This is a genomic window from Rhizobacter sp. LjRoot28, from assembly GCF_964253025.1.
Taxonomy (GTDB): Bacteria; Pseudomonadota; Gammaproteobacteria; order Burkholderiales; family Burkholderiaceae_C; genus Rhizobacter.
Map to the genome: position 1 here is coordinate 3,495,591 of NZ_CAXUQC020000001.1, position 20,906 is coordinate 3,516,496.

The window sequence follows — 20,906 nt, forward strand, 5'->3', positions numbered from 1 at the left end:
AGCCCGAACCATGTTCAAGACATTGCTCACACTGGCCGCCACGGCAGCCACTGCAACGACCGCCTTTGCCCACCAACTCTGGATCGAATCGGTGCCGGGCCAGGCGGCGATCGCCCGGTTCGGCGAGTACGCGCACAACCTCCGGGAAGCGTCTCCCGGCCTGCTCGACCGCTTCGGGGCGCCTACGGGCGTGCTCCTCGGAAGCGAGGGAGAAACGCCTCTCCGGGTCATCAAGGAGGCCACAGGATTTCGCCTCAGCGTCGCGGAAGGCCAGCGGTTCACGTTGGGCGCCGCCGAGAACCTCGTGGTGCAAGACCTCCGGTACCCGTTCTACAAGTCCCGACAAGGCGACGTCGAGGTCCACACCTGGTATCGCCCCGCCGCCCGATACGCGACGAGCTTTGCGGCGCAAGTGCCGCGCCTCGCGCTCGACATCGTTCCGACCGGCCGCGACGGCGAGTTCCAAGTCACGCACAACGGCCAGCCCCTGTCCAAGACCAAGGTGACGATTGCCGAGCGATCGGGATGGACGCAGGAGGCGCAGTCGGACGCGGAAGGACGGGTCAGCTTTGCATTGCCATGGCAAGGGTTGTACGTCCTCGAGACGAGCCACATCGACCGGACCGCCGGCGAGCGTCCCTTGGCAGCCTCGTCTCCGAGTGAGGGGGCCATGGCCCAGCGCTTCGATCGAGTGCACCACGTGACCACGCTCAGCGTGCTCAAGGCGGGTGGCCTGGCTGCACTCCCTCCGACACCAGCCGCAACGTCGGGCAAGTGAGGCGCTCGTGGACCATCGCCTGAGCGTCATCGCGGCCTGTCTTCCGCTTGCCTCGCGCATCATCGCGGCCGTCTTCGGTGGGTACGGGCTTGCTGCGGCGGCCTCGGTGGCCGCCGTCTCGCTTCCGCTGCCCCGAACGGAGGCGGTCCTGGTCGGCATGCTGGCCAGCTTTGCGATCTACGCCGGCGCGGTGGTCTGGGTGTTCGCCGTTCGCTCGGCGAGGCGGGCATGGACCGGACTGGCCGTTGCCGCCATGCCGCTGTTGCTGGCCGCCTGGCCGGTTTGGCAAGGGAGTGCGGCATGACGGCCAAACATGGCGTGGTCAACGCTGGTCATCGCGTCCTCCGGCCGCGGGGCATCCGGCAAACCATGTCCGACCTTCACAGTTGGTCGGGCTTGCTGGCCGCGTGGGTCCTGTACGCGATGTTCCTCACCGGAACCGCGGCCTACTTCCGCGATGAGATGTCCCAGTGGATGCGCCCTGAACTGCCCGCGCAGAAGGTCGTCCCCGAGAGCGCGCAGGTGGTGCAGCGCGTCGCGGCGCACCTGGCCACGGCCGCCGCCGGCAGCCCGCAATGGAGCATCACGCCACCGGACGCAAGAAGCAATGTGGCCCACGCGTTCTGGCGCAAGCCGGGACCGGGTCGGCGTGCTTTCGAGAACGGCACGTTCGATCCCGCAACAGGCGACCGCCTGACCGTTCGCGAGACGCGCGGGGGCGACTTCTTCTACGCGTTCCACTTCAACCTGCACTACATGCCGCCGTTGTGGGGACGGTGGATCGCAGGTCTGTGCGCCATGTTCATGCTGGTGGCGATCGTGAGCGGCGTCATCACCCACAAGAAGATCTTCATCGACTTCTTCACCTTTCGGGGCGGCAAGGGACAGCGGTCCTGGCTGGATGCGCACAACATGCTGTCGGTGTTCGGGCTGCCCTTCCATCTGATGATCACCTACTCCGGCCTGGTGACGATGATGATCATGTACATGCCCTGGGGCGGCGATGCCGCCTTCAAGCGGCCGGCCCGCGAAGGCGTGGCGGCTGAAACAACCGCGTTCATCCCCGCCGGCAAGCCGAGCGGCATCACCGCGCCACTCACGCCCCTGGCGCCCGTGGTGCTCGAGGCACAGGCGCGCTGGGGAGCGGGCAGCGTCGGACGCGTCATCGTCAACCATCCGGGTGATGCAGCGGCGCGCATCGTCGTGGTTCGAGGCGACCACGGCCGCGTCTCGCAGAGCCCGCAGTACATGCTGTTCGACGGCAAGGACGGTCGGCTGCTGGAGACTAAGGACCGCGTCGGTGTCGCAGCGGAAACGCGCGGTGTGCTGTATGCATTGCACCTGGGCCGATTCGCCGACACGGTGACGCGCTGGCTGTATTTTCTCGTGAGCCTCGCCGGCACCGCCATGGTAGGTACCGGCCTGGTCTTGTGGACCGTGAAGCGCCGTGCCCGCTTGGCTGACCCGGCCCGACCCCACCTTGGCTTCCGGGTCGTCGAACGGCTCAACATTGCCACCTTGGCAGGCCTGTCCGTCGCCATGACGGCCTTCCTCTGGGGCAACCGCCTGCTGCCGACATCCTTCGCGGACCGCGCCGCCTGGGAGATCCACCTGTTCTTTGCAGCGTGGGCGTTGATGGGTCTGCACGCCACCTTGCGTCCGGCACGTCAAGCCTGGGTCGAACAGATGGGCCTTGCCGCCCTCTTGCTCGCGCTGCTGCCCGTGGTGAGCGCGCTGACAACAGAGCGCGCTCTGTGGCACAGCGTGATCCAAGGCGACTGGGTGTTCGTCGGCATGGAACTCACCTGCCTGGCCCTCGCCGCGCTGCACGCGGCGTTCGCGATGCGCGCCGCCCGTCCGGTTTCCTCCGGCGCCGAGCGCGGCCGTCAAGGGGCGGCACAGAGCGTTGCATCAACCATGGACGGGAAGCCGGCGTGAGTCACCTCTCCATAGCCCTTCTCAGCCTGGCCGGGTTCACCGGCCTTGCGCTGGCCTCGCAGCGGCAGCAGGAGGAACTCACCGGCGGCGTGTGGCCCGGCAGGCTGGCCCGCGTCGCCCGGGTGTCAGGGTGGGCGACGCTCGCCACGGCACTTTGGGTAGCCGTCGGCAGTGGAGGATGGGCCTTCGGCCTGGTCACCTACGCCGGACACACCAGCCTCGCCGCCGGCGCTGTGGGTGGCGGCCTCGTGCTCGCGAAGCGCCTGCTCCGGCACGATCGCGAACGGCAGCGTTGAGCGTCACGGGCCGAGGAGCGCAGCACCTCCGGACGCCGTTGCAGCGCCACTGCATCGAGCGGAGGCCTGTTCAGGTGCAGCCGCTGGCCTGGTAGCGGTCCATCTTCTGGTCATCCTTGTGATCATTTCCAAGTCGGGCAGGGGTCTATTCGCATCGCAAGGACGAGACGACCGGCTCGCTGTCCGGATGACTTCACATCGACATCGAGGTCGGCGCCGTCTACCTGGGCCGGCGCGTTGCCCATGTCACGTCATCAGACAACTCGAGCACCTCGGCAATCCCATCGAACCGGCGACCCCCCCGGTAACGTGTGAAACCGCACAGTGTTTACCCGAGGGTCCACACGAGCCACTCCGCGCTAACCTGCGGTGGACGTACGTTGTCGTACAACCAAAGAGGACATGCCATGAACCGCTCTTCCCTCCTCAACCGTCGCCAGACGGTCCTCGGCCTCACCGCCTTTGCCGCCCTCGGCGCCAGCCGCAACGCCGCGGCGGCGCCATCGCCGGCCCCGGGCCCGTCGCTGGCCGGTGCGCCCATCCGCATCGTCGTCCCCTACACCGCGGGCGGTTCGTCAGACATCATTGCGCGCAGCATCGCCACGCCGCTGGGTGAGGCGCTGGGCACCAACGTCATCGTCGAGAACAAGGCCGGGGCGAACGGCAACATCGGCGCGGACCTGGTGGCCAAGGCCCCGGGCGACGGGCACACCCTGCTGCTCTGCGATGTGCGTGCCCTGGCCATCAGCCCGGCGCTCTACAAGCTGCCCTTCGACCCGTCGCGGGACTTGCGCAGCGTCGCGACGCTCGCCTACTCACCTCACTTGCTGGTCGTGCACCCTTCCGTGCCGGCCAACACCCTGCCCGAACTGATCGCGCTGTCGAAGAAGAAGCCCCTCACCTTCGCCGTCACGGCGATGGGGAGCGCGCCGCACCTGGCCGGCAAGATGATCGAGGAGGCCACCGGCGGGCAATGGGTCTACGTGCCTTACAAGGGCGGATCGCAGGCGATCAACGACACGATCGCGGGCCAGACCGACATCCTCATCAACGGCATGCTGGCCACGCTGCCTTTCGTGCAGTCGAAGCGACTCAAGGTGCTGGCCGTCTCCAAGCCCACCCGCGTGCCCCTGCTTCCACAGGTCCCCACCATCGCCGAGACGCTCCCGAACTTCGAGTCGGGCACCTGGCAAGGGGTGGTCGCCCCCGCGTCGACCCCTGCACCGGTCGTCCAGAAGATCTCCACCGAACTGCTGCGCGTGATCCGCCTGCCCGCGGTGCGCGAGATGCTGGTGGCCCAAGGCGCAGAGGTGTCGACCATGTCCGCGCCGGACGCCGGCAAGTTCTTCGAGACAGAGCGCAAGAACTGGGCGGCCCTGGTCACGCGCACCGGCCTGAAGCTCGAATGAGGGAGCGGGCGGCTCGCCGAGCCGCCCGTCGATCGCCTCGACCCGCGCCCTCAAAGGAGAACCCATGTCTTCGAACGAATCACGCCGCGCCTTCTTGCGCGCTGCTGCCAGCACCGGCGCAGCGGCCGTCGCCGGCACGGCAACCGCTCATGACGTGGAGTTCAGGCCGAGCGCCCGTTACCCGGACCCGGCGGTGCAGATCCTGGACCCGTCCTTTGCCAAATACCGCATCTACAGCAGCTCGCTCGAGCAGGTGGGGAGCGGCATGCGCTGGGCCGAAGGGCCGGTGTGGTTCGGCGACGGGCGCTACCTGCTGGTGAGCGACATCCCCAACAACCGCATCATGCGGTTCGATGAGGCGACCGGGAGCTTCGGCGTCTTCCGCCAGCCCGCAAATCACTCGAACGGCATGGTGCGCGACCGACAGGGGCGGCTCGTCGTGTGCGAGCACCTGGGCCGCCGTGTCACGCGCACGGAGCATGACGGTCGCATCACCGTGCTGGCCGACGGCCATGCGGGCAAGCGGCTGAACTCGCCCAACGACATCGTCTGTCGCAGCGACGGTTCGCTCTGGTTCACCGATCCGCCGTTCGGCATCGGCGGGCATTGGGAGGGCGAGAAGGCGACGCCCGAGCTGCCTCATTCGGTGTACCGCATCGCCACCGACGGGCGGCTGGCGCCGGTCATCACGGAACTGCAGGGCCCCAACGGCCTCGCGTTCTCGCCCGACGAGAAGTTCCTGTACGTGGTGGAGTCGAGGGCCCAGCCGAACCGCATCGTCTGGCGCTACGAGGTGACCCCGGACGGCCGGGCGTCCCACCGCACGAAGTTCATCGACGCCAATGGTCCGGCGGCCATCGATGGAATCAAGGTGGACGTCGATGGCAATCTCTGGTGCGGCTGGGGCAGCAATGGCTCTGCCGGCGCCCGATCGGAAGAGCTGGACGGCGTGATGGTGTTCAACCCAGCCGGCACCCCGATCGGCTTCATCCGCCTGCCGGAGCGCTGTGCGAACCTGGTGTTCGGCGGCCCGAAGAAGAACCGACTGTTCATGGCCAGTTGCCACTCGCTCTACGCGCTGCATGTGGAGACTCAGGGCGCGGCCTGAGGCGAGCCTGCCGAACAGGGCGTGACGCCCCACTGCGGCCGCCGGGATCACCGGCCGGCTGCTGCCTTGGCGCCCAGCGCTTGAACGGCGCCGACAATGGCTTGCAGCGCGGTCGGGTGCGACACGACGGCCATGTGGCCCAGTCCCTCGATCAGTTGCACCGCAACGAGCGGCTTCACCGCCTCGAAGGCCTGGGCGTAGTGCTCGGCCCGAAACACTTCGTCGGCCGTGCCGGCGATCACCACCCACGGGCGATCCCCGCGTCGAACGTCGTCCACGAAATCGGTGTGCGGACCGTAGTTGCGAAAGAGGCGGTACGAATAGGTGTGCGTGCCCGGCGCCTCGGGCGGCAGCGCGAATGCGATGACGGGCAGGCCGCCGAGGGCATCGAGCCCCACGGCTTCCAGCGCGGTGAGCGCGACGATGCGCGGCTTGAAGGGCCGAGCCCACCCGCCGCCCTCTGCCCCCCGACTGGTCGCGGCACGGTAGTGAAGGTACGGCGCCGTGGCCACGAAGCCATCGAATAGTTCAGCCGTCGCCGGGGTGCCGGCAAGGCGCAGCGCAAACCCTCCGCCGGACGAATGCCCCACCGCGAAGAACCGCGCGTCGGCATGGCTCCGCCGAAGTTGCGTGACCCCGTCGACCACGTCTTCTTCCAGCTGACCGACATGGTGGATGTCACCACGGACGCCCGAGCCCCCGTGGCCCCGGATGTCGAGTGCGTAGGCGGAGACACCACCCTGCTGCAGCGCCTTCGCGACGGCATGCATGCCCATGCTGCTGTCCGACGAGCCGTGAAAGAGCAGGGCCACCTGTGTGCTCCCGGGGACGGGATAGGCGCGGTATGCGAGCAAGGTTCCGTCTCGCGCCGGATAGTGCGACAGCTCGGGCATGCCGGTGCGGTCGACCGCCTTGGCGACATCCACGACGCTTCGCATCGGGGCCGGCGCCTCGGCCGTGCCGAGGACGATCGCGCCCGCCACCGTGCCGACGATGGCGAATGCACAGAACGCAAGCGTGCGGACGGCCTTCATGTCTCTCCCTTGGGCGCCTGTGGCAAGCCCGTTGTTGTGGTTCGCGTGGCCCCCATGGTACGGGGCGCCGCGAGCTGCCCCGTGCCGCACCCGCATCAGCCTTCCTGCACACAAATTCCCTCGCCTTCCCGTCATCGAACGCAGGCCGAGACCTTTGTTGATGCTTGTCAGAAGCGCCCCGGGATGAGGCGACCAGAATCGCCGACGCCCTATCCGGGCAGCCATCTTTTGTCCACCGATGAAAACCCTCAAGAATCGCCATGCCGCTCAGCGCGACCGCCGCGCCGTGGTCCAGATGCTCGCCGCCGCGATGCTGTTGCCCGCGCTTCCTGCCCATGCGCAGATGGCGGTGTCGACTGCGATCAACCGGGTGGCACGCTTCCGTGCCCTGTCGCAGCGCGTGGCCAAGGCCTACTGCCAGATCCACCTCGACGTGCTTCCGGGACCCTCGCGTGCGGCGCTGGCATCGGCCCGCCAGCAGATGCAGGCAGGCTTCGCCGACCTCGACAAAGGGCAGTGGCCCGCCGACGTGGCGCGGCTGTTGACGGAGGTGCGCAAGCACGCGCAGACCCTCGACGGCCTCGCGGACCTGCCGCCGACGAAGGAGTCGGTCGCTGCCGTTGCGCAGCAGTCCGACCGCATGCTGGCCGCCGCTGACGCCGCAACGCTGGCATTCGAGAAGCTGGGCAAGGCCGGAACCGCCCGCCTCGTCAACACGGCGGGTCGCCAGCGCATGCTGTCGCAGCGCCTTGCCAAGAACTACGGGTTGCTGGCCGCCGGCTTGGGCAGCAAGGGCGCCCAGGAGAGCATGCAGGCGGACGCCGCCGAGTTCAAGCAGGCGCTCGCCACGCTGGCCGCTGCACCGGTGTCGACCGCGGCCATCCGCAGCGAACTGGCACTCGGAGAAGCGCAGTGGCTGTTCTTCGATACCGCTTTGCAGCGCAAGCCCGACGTCCGCGGCCTCGAAGCCGTCGCCACCACCAGCGAACGGCTGCTGGAGGTGATGGACAAGCTCACCGGCCTCTATGACGCGGCACTGAAGGAAGTCCTCGGCTGAACCCGGAGGGCCGGTTGAAGGTCGTCGACGCGTCGTGACGCGAGGGACCTCGATGACCATGCTCGCCCGACGCGGGGACCCGCCGGGCCGAGCTGCCACGGCGGGAACATCGCCGGGTCACGGGTTGCATCGACGCATCGCAGCTGAAGAGGTCAAACATCTCGAATCCCATAATACGCAACACACGGCCATAACGTGAAAAAGTCATTGCATGACTCACAGGGTAAACCCTATACTTCTTTCACCAACCCAAGAAAGACCATCATGCAATTCATCGTCTTTGCCGCACTTGTCGCCGTCGTCGTTGCAGCCCGCGTCTGGACCAGCCTGGAAATCGGCCGCTGGCAAGCCAATGACCCCCGCCTGGCCCAGTTGCTGCGCCAAGCACGCGCCTGACCCGGCGCTTTTCCAAGTAGGCCCGCCGACTGAGCGCACGCTCAGCAGGGGCACACAGGAACCGGGCCATGGCCCCGCGCGGCCTGTACGCATTCCAGGTTGTCGGGCCGCACTGCCCGCCGACCACCGCTCATCGAGCGACGAGCCAGCGCCCTGACCCAAGCCGAGGCACGCAGGGCCCCCGAGCACGGCATCGCGCCCGACCCGGTTCCGTCCGTCGCCGTGCACCAAGCGCGCTCGTGCCACACGGCATGCCGGCTCCCCGGCCGCCTCGCGAACCCGCGCGGCGGGGTCAGCTACGCTGACACGTTCCCTTCACTGCCCTGTCACTCCCGCTTCCCATGATGCCCATGCGCCCCGGCGCCGGGGGCGCGTCCTCCTGTGCCGGCGAGACGCGAACCACAACATCACAGGAGTTTCCATGGGCAAGTTCATCCTGCGCCGCGTCGTCATTGCGGCCGCACTCGCGCTTGGCGCGCCATTCGCATCGGCCACCGTACTGACTTTCGATGACCTCGGCGCCGACGGTCTCGTGCCGTCCAGCTACGGGGGCCTGGACTGGTCGACAAGCACCTGGTTCAACTTCGGCGGAGACCAGGCGCCCTTCTCGGCTCATTCGGGAAGCTACCGCGCCACGCTCGGCTGGGACGGCAGCACGGAGACCAGCGCGATCGGCTTCGCCAAGCCCGACACCTTCGCCGGCGCATGGTTCGCCGGATTCGAAGGTGTATCGGTCACCTTCGACCTGTACTTCCAGGGAGCCCAGGTGGCCTCCTCCGCCGCGCTGGCGCTGAACGGAAACTCCAGCTTCCTGTCGAGCGGGTACGCCGGCCTCGTTGACCGTGTCCTCGTGCGCAGCAACGACCCCGCCAACTTCGTGATGGACGACTTCACCTTCGGCAGCCCCGTGCCGGAGCCTGCCACCACCGCCCTGCTGCTGGCCGGGCTCGGCCTCGTCGGCGTTGCCGCTCGCCGCCGCCGCGCCTGAGGAGACCACGATGACCCACCCCACTCCTGAACGCCGCCAGTTCCTGCGCACCGTGGCCACGGCATCCGGTGCCGCGGCCGCACTGACCACCTTTCCGCCTGCCATCGCCCGTGCGCTCGCGATTCCCGCCAACCGGCGCACCGGTACCCTCAAGGACGTCGAGCACATCGTCATCCTCACGCAGGAAAACCGCTCCTTCGACCACTACTTCGGCACGCTCAACGGCGTGCGCGGCTTCGCCGACCCGTTCCCCGTGCCGCGCGCCGACACGCCTGTCTTGAAGGCGAAGTCGGTCTGGATGCAGCCGACGCAGCCGGGCACCCTGCCGCTCACCATCGCCCCGTTCCACCTGAACACCGTGCAGAACTTCGGCGTCATGCGCGTGGGCGGTACGCCGCACTCGTGGACGGACGCGCAGGCCGCCTGGGACCATGGCCGCATGGACCACTGGCCGGCGGCCAAGGAGAACCACTCCATGGGGTACTACCAGGAGCGGGACATTCCTTTCCAGTTCGCAATGGCGAACGCCTTCACCGTGTGCGACGCGTACTACTGCGCCTCGCAGACCGGCACCAACACCAACCGCCTCTTCCTGTGGACCGGCACCAACGACCCGCTGCGTCGCGGCAACGGCCCGTCCACGGACAACAGCCACGACTGGTTCAACGAGAACCCTGCGGACGACTACACCTGGACCACCTACCCGGAGCGCCTGCAGCAGGCAGGCGTCTCGTGGCAGGTCTACCAGAACATGGCGGACAACTTCACCGACAACTCGCTGGCCGGCTTCAAGGTGTTCCGCGACGGCTGGTTCAACCGGCCGGGCTACTCCCAGCAATTGAAGGACCGCGGCATCTCCACCCGTGACCTCGACAAGCTCAAGGAAGACGTTCTCGGCGACAAGCTGCCGCAGGTCTCATGGATCGTGGCCACCGCCGAAGGCTCCGAGCACCCCGGCCCGTCGAGCCCCGCACAAGGCGCCGACTACACCGCCCGGGTGCTGGATGCGCTGACGGCCAACCCGGCCGTCTGGAGCAAGACGGTGCTGTTCATCAACTTCGACGAGAACGACGGCTTCTTCGACCACATGCCGCCACCGGCCGCACCGTCGACGACGGACGGCGTCACCTTCGCGGGCGCCTCGACCGTCGACACCACCGGCGAGTACTGCGAGATCCTCAACGGTGCCTCGCCGCTGTACCTGCACCGCAACTACGGGATGGGCCCGCGCGTTCCGATGTACGTTCTGTCGCCGTGGAGCAAGGGCGGGTTCGTCAATTCGCAGGTTGCCGACCACACGTCGGTGATCCGATTCATCGAAGCCCGCTTCGGCGTGATGGAGCCGAACATCAGCGCTTGGCGACGTGCCGTCGCGGGTGACCTCACCTCCTGCTTCAACTTCGCCGACCCCGAAGACAGCGCCTTCTTCGACCGTCTCCCGGACACCGTCGCCCTCGCCAACCGCGCCCGCGCCCTGCCCGCCCGCACCACCCCCGCCGCGCCCGCCGCGGTGTCGTTGCCCGTGCAGCAGCCCGGCGTGCGGCCCGCCCGCCCCCTGCCCTATGACCTGCAGGCAACCGCCCGGGTCGTGCCCGGGCCGGTCCTGAACGGCAGCCGCGTCGAGGTGCTGTTCGAGAACACCGGCCGTGCGGCGGCGGTGTTCCATGTGTATGACCGCCTCAACCTGTCCGCCGTCCCCCGGCGCTACACGGTCGAGGCCGGCAAGCAGCTGCAAGGGCGTTGGACACCTGCGCTCAGCGGTGCCTACGACCTCTGGGTGCTTGGCCCCAACGGTTTTCACCGGCACTTCGCTGGCAATGCGCGGCGCGTGGCCGCGGCGGGCCAGCCCAACCCGGACGTTGTCGCCAAGGCCCAGGCCCAGCACGGCGAACTCTCGCTGACCCTGACCAACAGCGGACCCGTTGCCGTCACCTTCACCGTCACGCACAACAAGTACCTCGCGGTGCCGGTGCAGACGGTGACCGTGCCGGCCCGCAGCCAGTCAACCGTGCGCTTGCCGGTGGCCCAGTCGGCCCATTGGTACGACGTGTCGGTCAAGGTGATGGGGCAGGCGGACTGGCTTCGCCGCTTGGCGGGACACGTCGAGACCGGCCAGGCCTCCATCAGCGATCCGGCGATGGAAGGCGCGGCCAAGGCCGAGCAGTTCCGCGTGATCGGCTGAGTTCGCGAGCCGCGCGCCGCGGGAGCGGCGCCGGCTCGTCGCGGGGCGTCAGCCCGCGCGGGGGCGGGGCGACGCCGCGGCCGAACGCCTTCTCGCGGCCACTCCTTCGTCCCGCGGTGGCTCGGCCCTTCAGGGCATCCGCCCCTGAAACGCCGAACCGGCCGTGCGCCGGACAAGCGTACGCCACCGTTTCGCTGCCCCCCGTTGCGACAAGAAGCGATGCAAAGGGTCAGCCCTCGGACGGCACCAGCATCCATGGTCGAAACGCTGCCGCAACGCTGCCAATCGTTGGTAAAGCTTGGCAACCGATCGAGCTTCCGCGCCGGGCGCACGACAACAATCCTCGATGCGTTGACCAGCGCGAGACCTGACGGACTCCACTTCGGATCGGTGAGCCGCCCTGAGCGGCCGTACCGGTCCGGGAGCCCATCAACGCAATCCTTCAGCAGCCAGCACCACGGAGTACCCCCTTGCCATCGCCGTCCCCTACGTTCTCCCGCTTGAAACACGCGCCCGCCTGGGTGTTCGGCATGGCCGCATTGGTCGGTTGCGGCGGAGGGGCCGACTCGTCGGGCCCGGCGACCGCGGGGCCCGGCAGTGCGTATGCGGAACCCGTGGGATCCCAGCACCTTCCGCCCGGACCGGCCGGCTACTACGACAAGGACAAGTCCGGCCAGCCGCGCTCGGTGCGCAGCGACCTCGACGGCAACTTGCCTGCGATGGTGCAGTTCGCCCAGAGCCACACGATCGATCCGTCGGGCAACAAGGCCAAGGAGATGCCCACCCTCACGATGGAGCGCGAGGCCTTGTTGTTGATCACGCCCGACCCGTCGCTCGGTCCGGTCGACGCACTCAACGTGCAGGTGACCGTGAACGGCGTGCCGCAGGCGGCCCTCGCCATGCGGCCTCCCGGCGAGATGCCGCGTTCCGACCAAGCCAACACCGACGGGCGTCCTGACTTCGTGTATTCGGCCCGGTCGTGGAGCGTGGTGCTGCCCTGGGACTGGGTGACGCCGGGACTGGCGCTTCGAGTCACCGACGACCGGCAACGCGAAGGCAGACTCGCGGCCGCCAAGATCGATTTCGCCGCGGCCGCAGAACTCGTCGTGCACAGCATCAGGCTCGGCATGCTGGTAGAGCCGGAAGACAACGAGGCGGCGCACTGGTTCCGCAGCCATCCGGCCGACGCGGCCACCGACTACTTCCAGACCATCCCCGTCGCGCGCCTCACGGCCGCCCACTACGAAGACGCGACGCTGCGCCGGGTCATGGTCTCGTCCGGCGTCATCTACGACACCGCCAGCGCGACCACGGGCGACGTGTACAGCGGCGACATGCGCGCCGACGTGGCGAAGTCCACCTTCAGCGTGGGCATCAACCTCGCCAACTATGGCGTCACCAGTTCAGGCATGCAGTCACAGCAGCAGCCCCAGGTGTTCCAGAGCGTGGTGGCACATCACGCGCGTGGCGTCTACACGAACGGGACGCAGAGCCACGGCTTGAGCGGGGGCAACAGCATCCTCACTCTCTGGACCAGCCGCGGCAACGAGTTCAGCCACGAGATCGGGCACCACTTCGGCCTCGGCCACTACCCCGGCCAGGTCGGCGAGGACTACTTCCTCGCCGCCCACCACCACGACAGCGGCTGGGGCTACATCGGTCACCGCAAGCGCATGCGGGCGAACCTGCTGTGGAACCGGGCCATCACCGGCGGCCTGCAAGGCGTGCCGGTCTTCGACGGGCAGTACCGCTTCGCCCCCGACGCGATGTCCGGCGGCGACTTCACCAGCGCCCTGTCGTCCTACACCCACTACACCGGCCGCAGCACCCAGAAAGCGATCCAGCCCAGCCTGGACAAGCCCGTACCGTCGGCCGCATCGCCCACGGGCTACACCAAGTGGAACGCCGCCACCCGGGCCATGGAAGCCCATGCCCCGACAGTGCCCAAGCAGGACACCGTCTGGTTCAACAGCGCCAACGGCAAGTTCCTTGCGCCCCGCCTGCACGGGGTTCCCGTCGTGACGCTGCTCGGCGGCTACGACCCGGAGACCAACAAGGCGCTGATCTATCCGGCGCAACGCAGCAACTGGGGCAACGTCTTCCCACTGCCGACTCAGGCGGTCGACACACAGGAGCCTCGCCAGTGCTGGCTGGACGTCAGCTTCGCGAGAGGCGCCCGGCAGCGCATCGCCTTGGCCGGCAAGCGCATGCAAGCCAACTTGGTCAACAAGCTGCACGTGAACCTCGCCCAGAGTGAGAGCCCGTCGAACGTGAAGCTCCTCTGCCAGACGCCCTCGCAGGCGATCGACACGCTTTACACGCTGGACATCCCGCAGGGATTGCCTCCAATGCCTGCGCCCGTCGTCGTCGGCAAGGAAGCCGGCTACAGCGCCCTGCGCCAGGTGGAATTGCCTCGCCTGCAGGCCGCCCTGGAGGCGCTGGCCGACAAGACCGTGCTCCGGCTGTCCGCAGCCGATCGGCTGTTGTACGAAAGCCATGCGGCGCACGCGAAGGAAATGAGCCCGGCCGCACAGCAGCAGTCCGCTCGGTACGACATGCAACGGCAACAGGCGGACCGCCTGAACCGCTGGATGAGCTTCCACGCGACCGCGTTGAACGACGGCGTGCCGGAGGCACAAGCCGCACTGCTCGCGTTCATCAGCAGCCTCGGCCTCGGATCCACGCCGCACGTACCAGCCGGCCAACCGATCACGATGCCGAACGGCAATTGCATCCAGGTGGCCTCGGCTTCCGTGCGCGTGGCCGGGCGCTCGCTGTGCACCGGCGCTGCCACGGAACGGTGGATCCTCGATGCAAACAACAGCATCCGCAGCCGAGCCGAGCTCGGCCTGTGTCTCACCGATCAGGGCGGCGGAAAGTCAGTCGCACTCCAGCCGTGCGACCTGGCGAATGACCTGCAGGTGTGGGAGGTCGATGCGGGACGCGGCATCCGTCGCGCCGGCCGCTGCCTCGACCTGAACGGCGGCAACCTGTCCGGCAACACCGGGACGCTCATCACCTATGGCTGCACGGGCGGTGTGAACCAGCAGTGGAGCGGGCTGCAGACCCAGGCGGGGCCGATTCTGTCGCTGATCGAGGGTATCCATGCCGACAAGCTGGCGCGGGCCGACGCCGCGGCGTCCGCGCCACGTCCCTGAACGCTGGCGCCGCCCTGGCCCTCCGATCGAGACGGCAGCGGCAACGGCAACGGCAGCGGCCATACGCGACAACGCCCCATCCGTCTGCCGTCCGCGACGGCAGACAAGGGACACTGCCGCTCACCGGCGTTGCAGTCGGAGCTGGCCCGGGGCTGGCGTGGCGCGGCTCAGCACATCACCGGCAAGCCAGTCGGCTGACCGTGCAGCGCGGGCGCAGACCATCGGCAAGGGCATCTGCACATAGTCGTCGTTGAAGACCTCGAAACTGTAGTCACCCTCGTAGCCGAGCGCATCGAGCCTCCTGACCATCTCCACCACCTGGGCGGTGTGGACCCCTTCGCCGGGAAAGACCCGGAAGGTGCGGGCGGTGGCCATGCGCTCCTCGAACGTGCGCGTCTCCTGCCACATGAAGTCCGAGAGCTGCACGAGGAAGATCTTGTTCGGATCCAACTCATCGATGCTCTCCAGCGGCGTTCGCGCCGCCAGTGCGTGAAAGGAGTCGAAACACAGGCCCAGGTTCGGGCAGTCGGCTCGACACACCACGTCCCAGGCCGTCGTGTACTCGTTGACGGTGCGGCCCCACGACAAGCCCTCATAGGCAATGCGGATGCCATGAGGAATGGCCAGCATGGCGAGCTTTCGGAGGTCTCGGGCGATGTGGTCGAGGTCGGCGCTCGCGTGGGTCGACGTCGATGAACAGGCCAGCAACACGTCGCAACCGAGGGCTGCGCACATCTCCAGCATGGCCTTCGCGATGTCGAGCTTGTAGTGATGCAAGTGACCCGACAGGCCTTCGAAGTCCCGCAGCACCTGGAAGCCGGTGCCCCGCAGGCCACTGTCCTTCACGGCGGCCACGGCCGCGCGCCAGCCCCCAGGGTGGCCGACAAGGTCATTGGCCTTGAGCATGACCTGGGCGAAACCTGCGCCCCGGATGGCTGATAGCTTGGCTTCGAGGTTGCCCGCCAGGCTGATGGTGTCCATGCCGAATCCGGCCGCCGCAGGGCCGAGCAACCGGCTGGCGCTCATGGCGCCACCTCGCTTTGCACCAGCTCGAAGGCAACGCCCCCAAGGTAGGTCTTGGTGAGCGCGCCTCGGCGCTCGGTGTGCGTCGCGTCGGACTCGACGAACTCCATGCCCTGGCTGCGCAGCGTGCGGACCGCGGACAGCACGTCCGGCACACCGAGGCCGATGCGTTGGAACTGCTCGGTGGGCGAGACGGCGTCGGGGTGAGGCTCGACGAGCTGCAGCATGAACCCATTGCCCGGTTCCGTGGCGGGGGCCCGAAGCAGGTGGCCCGCGGGCATGATCCCGAATCGCTGGTGATCGGGAATCTGTGCGGTCCCCAGCAGCTCTTCATAGAACGCGATCCAGTCGTTGCTGCGATCGAAGCCGACGTACTGCACGATGCCGAAGAAGTGCAGGCCCTCGATGCCTGCGGGGTGTGGATCCACGGCCGGGATCGGGGTGAAGTCGACGTCGTAGATCGAGAGCTCCCGATGGCGATCGACGAAATGGATCCGGCTGCCGCCCACGCCGTGGATCGCCGGAATGTTGAGCTCCATGGGCAGGGGGTGGGCCGGAGCGTCCCAGGCCCCTCGCTCCAGGACGTGGCGATGCACCTCGCGCGCGTTGCGGACGCGCAGGGCGATGCCGCTGATCGTCGGGACGGCGGGCACCGTCTCGGGCGCGTCATCGCCCGCGGGTGGATGGGCATTCACCACGATGTTCAGGGCGCCCTGCCGGTACAGCAGCACCTCGCGCGATCGATGCCGCGCCACGGGCCGGAACCCCATCATCTCCAACACCTGTCCCAACGCTTGCGGGGCGGACGTGGCGTACTCGACGAACTCGATGCCGTTCAGCGCAAGCGGGTTCTGCCCGTCGCTGAACGAGGGCTGGAGCGGCTCCCGCGCACGCACGGGATCGAGGAGAAGATCGCTCATGGGCACCTCCTGAAGGTCAGTCGTTCAGCCGCGCAAGCGCGCGCAGGCGGTCCGGTGTCGTGGACGGAAGACCGAAGAATTCGAGGTAAGGCGGAATCATCTCGAACAACATGTCGCTGCCCACCTGCACCGTGCAACCGCGCGCCTTGGCGGCCTGAAGGAACGCGGTCATCTCGGTCTTCATCACCACCTCGCCGACGAACGTGCCGGGCGCCAGGCGGGTGACGTCGATCGGGAGGGGATCGCCCGCATTCATGCCGAGCGGCGTGGCATTGACCACCAGGTCGTGCCCGACGGGATCCGGGACGGCGAGACTGACCTGCACGGCCGGGTAGTGGACCTGAAGCCGCTCGGCCAGCGTTTGCGCTGATCGCTCACTGACGTCGTGCAGCTGGATGCGGGCAACCCCTGCGGCGGCCAGCGAGGCGGCGATGGCAGACCCGACTCCCCCGCAACCCACCACCAAGGCGCTCGCACCAGCCAGTTGCAGGCCCTTGCGCTCGATGCCCCGCACGAACCCGGCACCATCGAACTGATCCCCCACCAGTCGACCGTCTGGCGTGCGCCGGACGGCGTTGCACGCGCCGGCGACACGGACGCCGGCGCTGGCCTCGTCGAGCAGCTCGACGACGCTCACCTTGTGCGGCATGGTGATCAAGGCGCCGCGCACGTTCTCGAGGTGGAACAGGTTTCGGAGCACCTTCGGGAAGTGCTCGGCCCTGCAACCCATGGGCACCACCACGGCATTGATGCCCGCGGCGGCAAAGTACGGGTTGTAGACCAGCGGCGCCTTGAAGGCGTGCGTAGGGAAGCCGAGGTGGGCGATGACCTCGGTGCTGCCATTGATCACGATGATCTGCTCCGGACGCGGTTTACTTGCGTGCTGCCTCGATGTCAGCCAGGACCGCCTTGACCGTGGCCTCACCCACACTTGCGGTGTGCTTGGCGATCACGGGCTTGATCTTCTCGCGCAGGCGGGCCAACTCTGCCGGTGGCAGTTCGTTCACCTGCATGCCGGACTTCTTCAGGCTTTCGAGAATGCCGGAGGCTGCGGCGTGCGACTGCTCGCGCTGGAACTTCGCCGACTCCACGGCCGCCTCCTGGACGATCTTGCGATCACCCGCGGACAGGGAATCCCAGAACTTCTTGCTCATCACCACCGACTGCGGGTTGTACTGATGATTGGTGAGCGTCATGTACTTCTGCACTTCGAACAGTTTCGCGCCCTGGATGGTCGCGACGGGGTTCTCCTGGCCATCGACCGCCTTCTGTTCCAGCGCGGCGTAGAGCTCCGGGAACGGCAATGGCGTCGGGTTGGCACCGAGGGCGCTCACCCAGTCGATGTTGATCGGGTTCGGAATCACCCGCAGCTTGAGGCCCGCGATCTCGTCGGCCTTCGTGATGGGACGCTTGCTGTTGGTGATCTGGCGGAATCCCAGCTCGTAGTACGCCAGGCCGACCAGGCCCTTCTCCTCGAGCTTGGCGTGCAATTGCCGACCCACCGGTCCGTCGACGACGGCAGCGACTTCGCTTGTGTTTGAGAACAGGAACGGAAAGTCGTAGACGGCAAAGTCCTTCACGATGCTGGCGAAGATGCCGGAGTTCATCGACGCCATCTCGAGCGTTCCACCTTGCAGCGCCGAGAGGTTGGCCTGGTCGCTGCCCAAGGCGCCGCCAGGGAACACGTTCACCTTCAGCTTCCCGCCCGACTTGGCCTCGACGAGTTCAGCGAACTTCTCCATGCCGAGCACGATCGGATGGCCTTTCGCGTTCTGGTTGGCAAACTTGATCGTGCGGACCTGGGCATGAGCGCCGCCCAGGACTGCCAGGGTCGTGAAGGCGAGCAGGCTTTTGATGAAGAAGCGTTTCATGGGGTGGGCTCCGGGATGGGATGGGAGGAAGCCATCAGCCATAGAACCAGCGCGCTGGCACGGTGACGAGGGCCGGGAAGAGGACCAGCAGGAACATGACGACGAACTGGGCCAGCATGAAGGGCCATACGCCCCGCGTGACGGCGTCCATGCTCACCTTGCCGACGCCGGCCACCGTGCTGAGCACGGTCCCGACTGGCGGCGTGATGAGACCGATGGCGTTGTTGATGATGAAGAGCACGCCGAAGTAGACGGGGTCGATTCCGGCCGCCTTGACCAGGGGCATGAACACCGGCGTGAGGATCAGGATGGTCGGCGTCATGTCCATCGCCGTGCCCACGAGCATGGTGACAACCATGAGCATGACCAGCAGCAAGGTTGGCTGATCGAGCAACGGCTGGAGCAGCGCGGCGAGTTCGGCGGGCAGATTGGCCACGGTGATCATCCAGGCCGATACCATGGCGGCCGCGACGAGGAACATGATCACGGCCGTGGTCTGTGCAGCAGCAAGGAAGAGCCCGTACAGTTGCTTGAGCTTCAGCTCCCTGTACACGACCGTCGACACGAAGAGGGCATACACCGCTGCGACCACCGCGGCTTCGGTTGGCGTGAACACGCCGAACTTCAGACCTACGACCACGATCGCGGGCAGCACCAGCGCGAACGTCGCGTCACGCAGTGCGGCCAGCACCTCTCTGCGGCTTGCCCGGGGCGAAGGCGCGATGTTCTTTTGGCGCACCAGCAACCACCAGGTGATCCACAGGGCAGCACCGAGCATCAGGCCGGGGGCGATGCCGGCCATGAACAACTTGGAGATCGACACGTTGGCAGCGACGCCGAACACGACGAAGGCAATGCTCGGCGGGATGACGGGTGCGATGACGCTGGCGGATGCCAGCAGGCCCGCCGAACGCGCCGTGTCGTAGCCGGCGCGGTTCATCATGGGCAGCAGCAGTGCCGCCAGGGCGGCGGCATCGGCCACGGCCGACCCCGACAGTGCCGCCATGATGACCGCCGCCATGATGCCGACGTAGCCCAGGCCGCCCCGCACGTGGCCCACGAGCGTCATCGCGAAGTTGACGATGCGGCGCGACAGCCCACCGGCATTCATGATCTCGCCGGCCAGCATGAAGAAGGGCACGGCGAGCAACGGAAAGCTGTTGGCTCCCTCGATCGTGTTCTGCGCGAGGATCTGCGCGTCGAACATGTCGAGGTGGTACATCAGCGCCGCCCCGCACACGAGCAGCGAGAACGCGATCGGCACGCCGAGCGCCATGGCGCCGAGGAGTGCGCCGAGAAAGATCGCGATGGTCATGCGGGCGGCCGTTTCTCGCGGTGAATGCGGTCGGCGCCGACGTCGGCTGCCGCGGGATTGCCATGAGGCATGTCGTCGGAATCGACCACACCGACCAGTTCGGCGTCGCTCAAGCGGCCGGTGGCGAGCCGCAGCAACTCGAGCGCGAGGATCACGCCGGCGAGCGCCGCGAACAACACCCCACTGGCGTAGAGGCCTGCCATCGGAATTTCCATCACCGCGCTCGTCGTGTCGAGGTTGATCACGGCCTGCTGCCAGGCGCCTCGGCCCATCAGCCAGCAGATGACGAGCATGAGGACGTGGGCCAGCGCGAAGCAGACCTTCTTGCCGGCCCGAGGCAGGCGCGAGACAAGTACATCGGTGCCCAGGTGGGCATGGCGGCGCACCGCCACCACCGCGCCGAGAAAGGTCATCCACACGAAGAGCCAGCGTGACAACTCCTCCGACGCGGTGATGCCGGAATTGAAGCCGTAGCGCAGCACGACGTTGCCAAACACCATCAGCACCATCAGCGCGAGGCAGGTCACCATCAGCACGCCGAACAGGCGGCACATTCCGTCGATTGATCTGTCGAGCATCGTGAATCTCCGGACGCCAGTTTTGTACGAACTGGTTAGTTTTGCGCTCGGTGAAAACACTGAGGCAGGGGCGCGCTCAGCACTTCGATGCGGTGATGCGGATCAGTTCTTTCGCATGAAGCGCACGACCATCTCCACCACGTTCTCGCGCCGTTCGGCGATGTAGGCGGGCGACGTCATGTCGAGCTTGAAGATCAGGCTGAAGGTATGCCGGTTCGACACGTTGAAGAAGCTCAGCGCGGAGATCGACGCGTGGATGTCAATCGGATTGAGCCCCCGCCGGAAAACACCGGCCTTGACGCCGCGTTCGTAGAGGTTCCGGATGGCAGCGATGGCCGGAACGTTGAGTTCCTGGATCCGCGGACTTTGCGCCAGGTACTCGCCGCGGTTGATGTTCTCCGACATCACGAGGCGAATGTAGCTCTCATGGTGGAGGTGATGATCGAACGTGAAGGCCACCAGGCGGCGCAGCGCCTCCTCGGGTTCCAGGTCCTGCAGGTGCAGTTCGGCTTCCACGTCCCGCACTCGACGGTACGACTCCTCCAGCACGGCGAGGTACAGGCCCTCCTTGCTGCCGAAGTAGTAGTAGATCATCCGCTTGCTGGTATTGGTTGCCGCCGCGATCGCATCGATGCGTGCGCCAGCCAATCCCTTCTCACCGAACTCGCCCTCGGCCACCTCGAGGATGTTGGCCTTGGTGCGCTCCGGGTCATTCGTACGGGTGGGCTCCTTGCGGGCCGGCGCGGCACTCCGGGCGGGACGCGCGCGATGTACTGGTCCGTTCATTCCGGCAGTGTAAGGGCGGCAGTCATGCAGGGTCGCACACAGGCGGGCGCCTCTCGAACGCGTCATTGC

The 20,906-nt window shown here is 67.3% G+C and carries 19 protein-coding genes; 11 read left to right on the forward strand and 8 right to left on the reverse strand.

All coding sequences use genetic code 11. The annotated features are described in order from the left end of the window. Window positions 1–10: 10 nt before the first annotated feature. From ACSQ2F_RS15985 to ACSQ2F_RS16010, 6 genes are all read left to right on the forward strand, one after another. Entirely contained in the window at window positions 11–778 is a 768-nt protein-coding gene (locus ACSQ2F_RS15985; protein WP_436024542.1) for a DUF4198 domain-containing protein, read from the forward strand. Window positions 779–785: 7 nt separating this feature from the next. Beyond that, on the forward strand, window positions 786–1,082 hold the full coding sequence (locus tag ACSQ2F_RS15990; RefSeq protein ID WP_436024544.1) for a DUF3649 domain-containing protein: 297 nt from the start codon (window positions 786–788) through the stop codon (window positions 1,080–1,082). Window positions 1,083–1,147: 65 nt separating this feature from the next. After that, window positions 1,148–2,716 (forward strand): PepSY-associated TM helix domain-containing protein, encoded by a 1,569-nt coding sequence (locus ACSQ2F_RS15995; RefSeq protein WP_436024546.1) that lies wholly within the window; start codon window positions 1,148–1,150, stop codon window positions 2,714–2,716. Further along, a complete protein-coding gene (locus ACSQ2F_RS16000) occupies window positions 2,713–3,012 on the forward strand; it encodes a DUF3325 domain-containing protein (RefSeq protein ID WP_436024548.1) in 300 nt (99 codons plus the stop codon). Before ACSQ2F_RS15995 ends, ACSQ2F_RS16000 begins: the two co-directional genes overlap by 4 nt. A 407-nt stretch (window positions 3,013–3,419) precedes the next feature. Further along, on the forward strand, window positions 3,420–4,421 hold the full coding sequence (locus ACSQ2F_RS16005; RefSeq protein ID WP_436024550.1) for a Bug family tripartite tricarboxylate transporter substrate binding protein: 1,002 nt from the start codon (window positions 3,420–3,422) through the stop codon (window positions 4,419–4,421). 64 nt (window positions 4,422–4,485) lie between these two features. Continuing rightward, a complete protein-coding gene (locus tag ACSQ2F_RS16010; protein ID WP_436024552.1) occupies window positions 4,486–5,529 on the forward strand; it encodes an SMP-30/gluconolactonase/LRE family protein in 1,044 nt (347 codons plus the stop codon). A 47-nt stretch (window positions 5,530–5,576) separates the two neighbouring features. Here ACSQ2F_RS16010 and ACSQ2F_RS16015 read toward each other — a convergent pair whose 3' ends face one another. Beyond that, window positions 5,577–6,563, reverse strand: a complete 987-nt coding sequence (locus ACSQ2F_RS16015; protein WP_436024554.1) for an alpha/beta hydrolase — start codon at window positions 6,561–6,563, stop codon at window positions 5,577–5,579. A 238-nt stretch (window positions 6,564–6,801) separates the two neighbouring features. On the opposite strand from ACSQ2F_RS16015, the gene ACSQ2F_RS16020 reads away from it, so the two are divergent. The 5 genes from ACSQ2F_RS16020 (at window position 6,802) to ACSQ2F_RS16040 (ending at window position 14,344) form a co-directional block, all read left to right on the forward strand. After that, window positions 6,802–7,620, forward strand: coding sequence for a type IV pili methyl-accepting chemotaxis transducer N-terminal domain-containing protein (locus ACSQ2F_RS16020; RefSeq protein WP_436024556.1), 819 nt, complete (start codon window positions 6,802–6,804; stop codon window positions 7,618–7,620). 264 nt (window positions 7,621–7,884) lie between these two features. Next, window positions 7,885–8,016 carry a hypothetical protein gene (locus ACSQ2F_RS16025; protein ID WP_436024558.1) on the forward strand — a complete coding sequence of 44 codons (132 nt, stop codon included), beginning with the start codon at window positions 7,885–7,887 and terminating at the stop codon, window positions 8,014–8,016. 421 nt (window positions 8,017–8,437) lie between these two features. Further along, complete coding sequence (locus ACSQ2F_RS16030; RefSeq protein WP_436024560.1) at window positions 8,438–9,004, forward strand: PEPxxWA-CTERM sorting domain-containing protein; 567 nt, start codon at window positions 8,438–8,440, stop codon at window positions 9,002–9,004. A gap of 10 nt (window positions 9,005–9,014) precedes the next feature. Continuing rightward, on the forward strand, window positions 9,015–11,186 hold the full coding sequence (locus ACSQ2F_RS16035; protein WP_436024562.1) for a phosphocholine-specific phospholipase C: 2,172 nt from the start codon (window positions 9,015–9,017) through the stop codon (window positions 11,184–11,186). Window positions 11,187–11,686: 500 nt separating this feature from the next. Continuing rightward, window positions 11,687–14,344, forward strand: coding sequence for a M66 family metalloprotease (locus ACSQ2F_RS16040; protein ID WP_436024564.1), 2,658 nt, complete (start codon window positions 11,687–11,689; stop codon window positions 14,342–14,344). A gap of 120 nt (window positions 14,345–14,464) precedes the next feature. Here the strand turns inward: ACSQ2F_RS16040 and ACSQ2F_RS16045 are convergent, their stop codons facing one another. From ACSQ2F_RS16045 to ACSQ2F_RS16075, 7 genes are all read right to left on the reverse strand, one after another. Continuing rightward, entirely contained in the window at window positions 14,465–15,370 is a 906-nt protein-coding gene (locus tag ACSQ2F_RS16045) for a sugar phosphate isomerase/epimerase family protein (RefSeq protein WP_436024566.1), read from the reverse strand. Continuing rightward, the gene (locus tag ACSQ2F_RS16050; protein WP_436024568.1) at window positions 15,367–16,287 is read right to left on the reverse strand and encodes a 4-hydroxyphenylpyruvate dioxygenase; all 921 of its coding nucleotides are present in this window, start codon (window positions 16,285–16,287) and stop codon (window positions 15,367–15,369) included. Before ACSQ2F_RS16050 ends, ACSQ2F_RS16045 begins: the two co-directional genes overlap by 4 nt. 16 nt (window positions 16,288–16,303) lie before the next feature. After that, on the reverse strand, window positions 16,304–17,137 hold the full coding sequence (locus ACSQ2F_RS16055; RefSeq protein WP_436024570.1) for a shikimate dehydrogenase family protein: 834 nt from the start codon (window positions 17,135–17,137) through the stop codon (window positions 16,304–16,306). A gap of 22 nt (window positions 17,138–17,159) precedes the next feature. Then, complete coding sequence (locus ACSQ2F_RS16060; RefSeq protein WP_436024572.1) at window positions 17,160–18,158, reverse strand: TRAP transporter substrate-binding protein; 999 nt, start codon at window positions 18,156–18,158, stop codon at window positions 17,160–17,162. Between the two features lie 34 nt (window positions 18,159–18,192). Further along, on the reverse strand, window positions 18,193–19,473 hold the full coding sequence (locus tag ACSQ2F_RS16065; protein WP_436024574.1) for a TRAP transporter large permease subunit: 1,281 nt from the start codon (window positions 19,471–19,473) through the stop codon (window positions 18,193–18,195). Further along, window positions 19,470–20,051, reverse strand: a complete 582-nt coding sequence (locus ACSQ2F_RS16070) for a TRAP transporter small permease (protein ID WP_436024576.1) — start codon at window positions 20,049–20,051, stop codon at window positions 19,470–19,472. Before ACSQ2F_RS16070 ends, ACSQ2F_RS16065 begins: the two co-directional genes overlap by 4 nt. Before the next feature lie 102 nt (window positions 20,052–20,153). Continuing rightward, a complete protein-coding gene (locus ACSQ2F_RS16075) occupies window positions 20,154–20,837 on the reverse strand; it encodes a TetR/AcrR family transcriptional regulator (protein ID WP_436024578.1) in 684 nt (227 codons plus the stop codon). Between the last annotated feature and the right edge of the window lie 69 nt (window positions 20,838–20,906).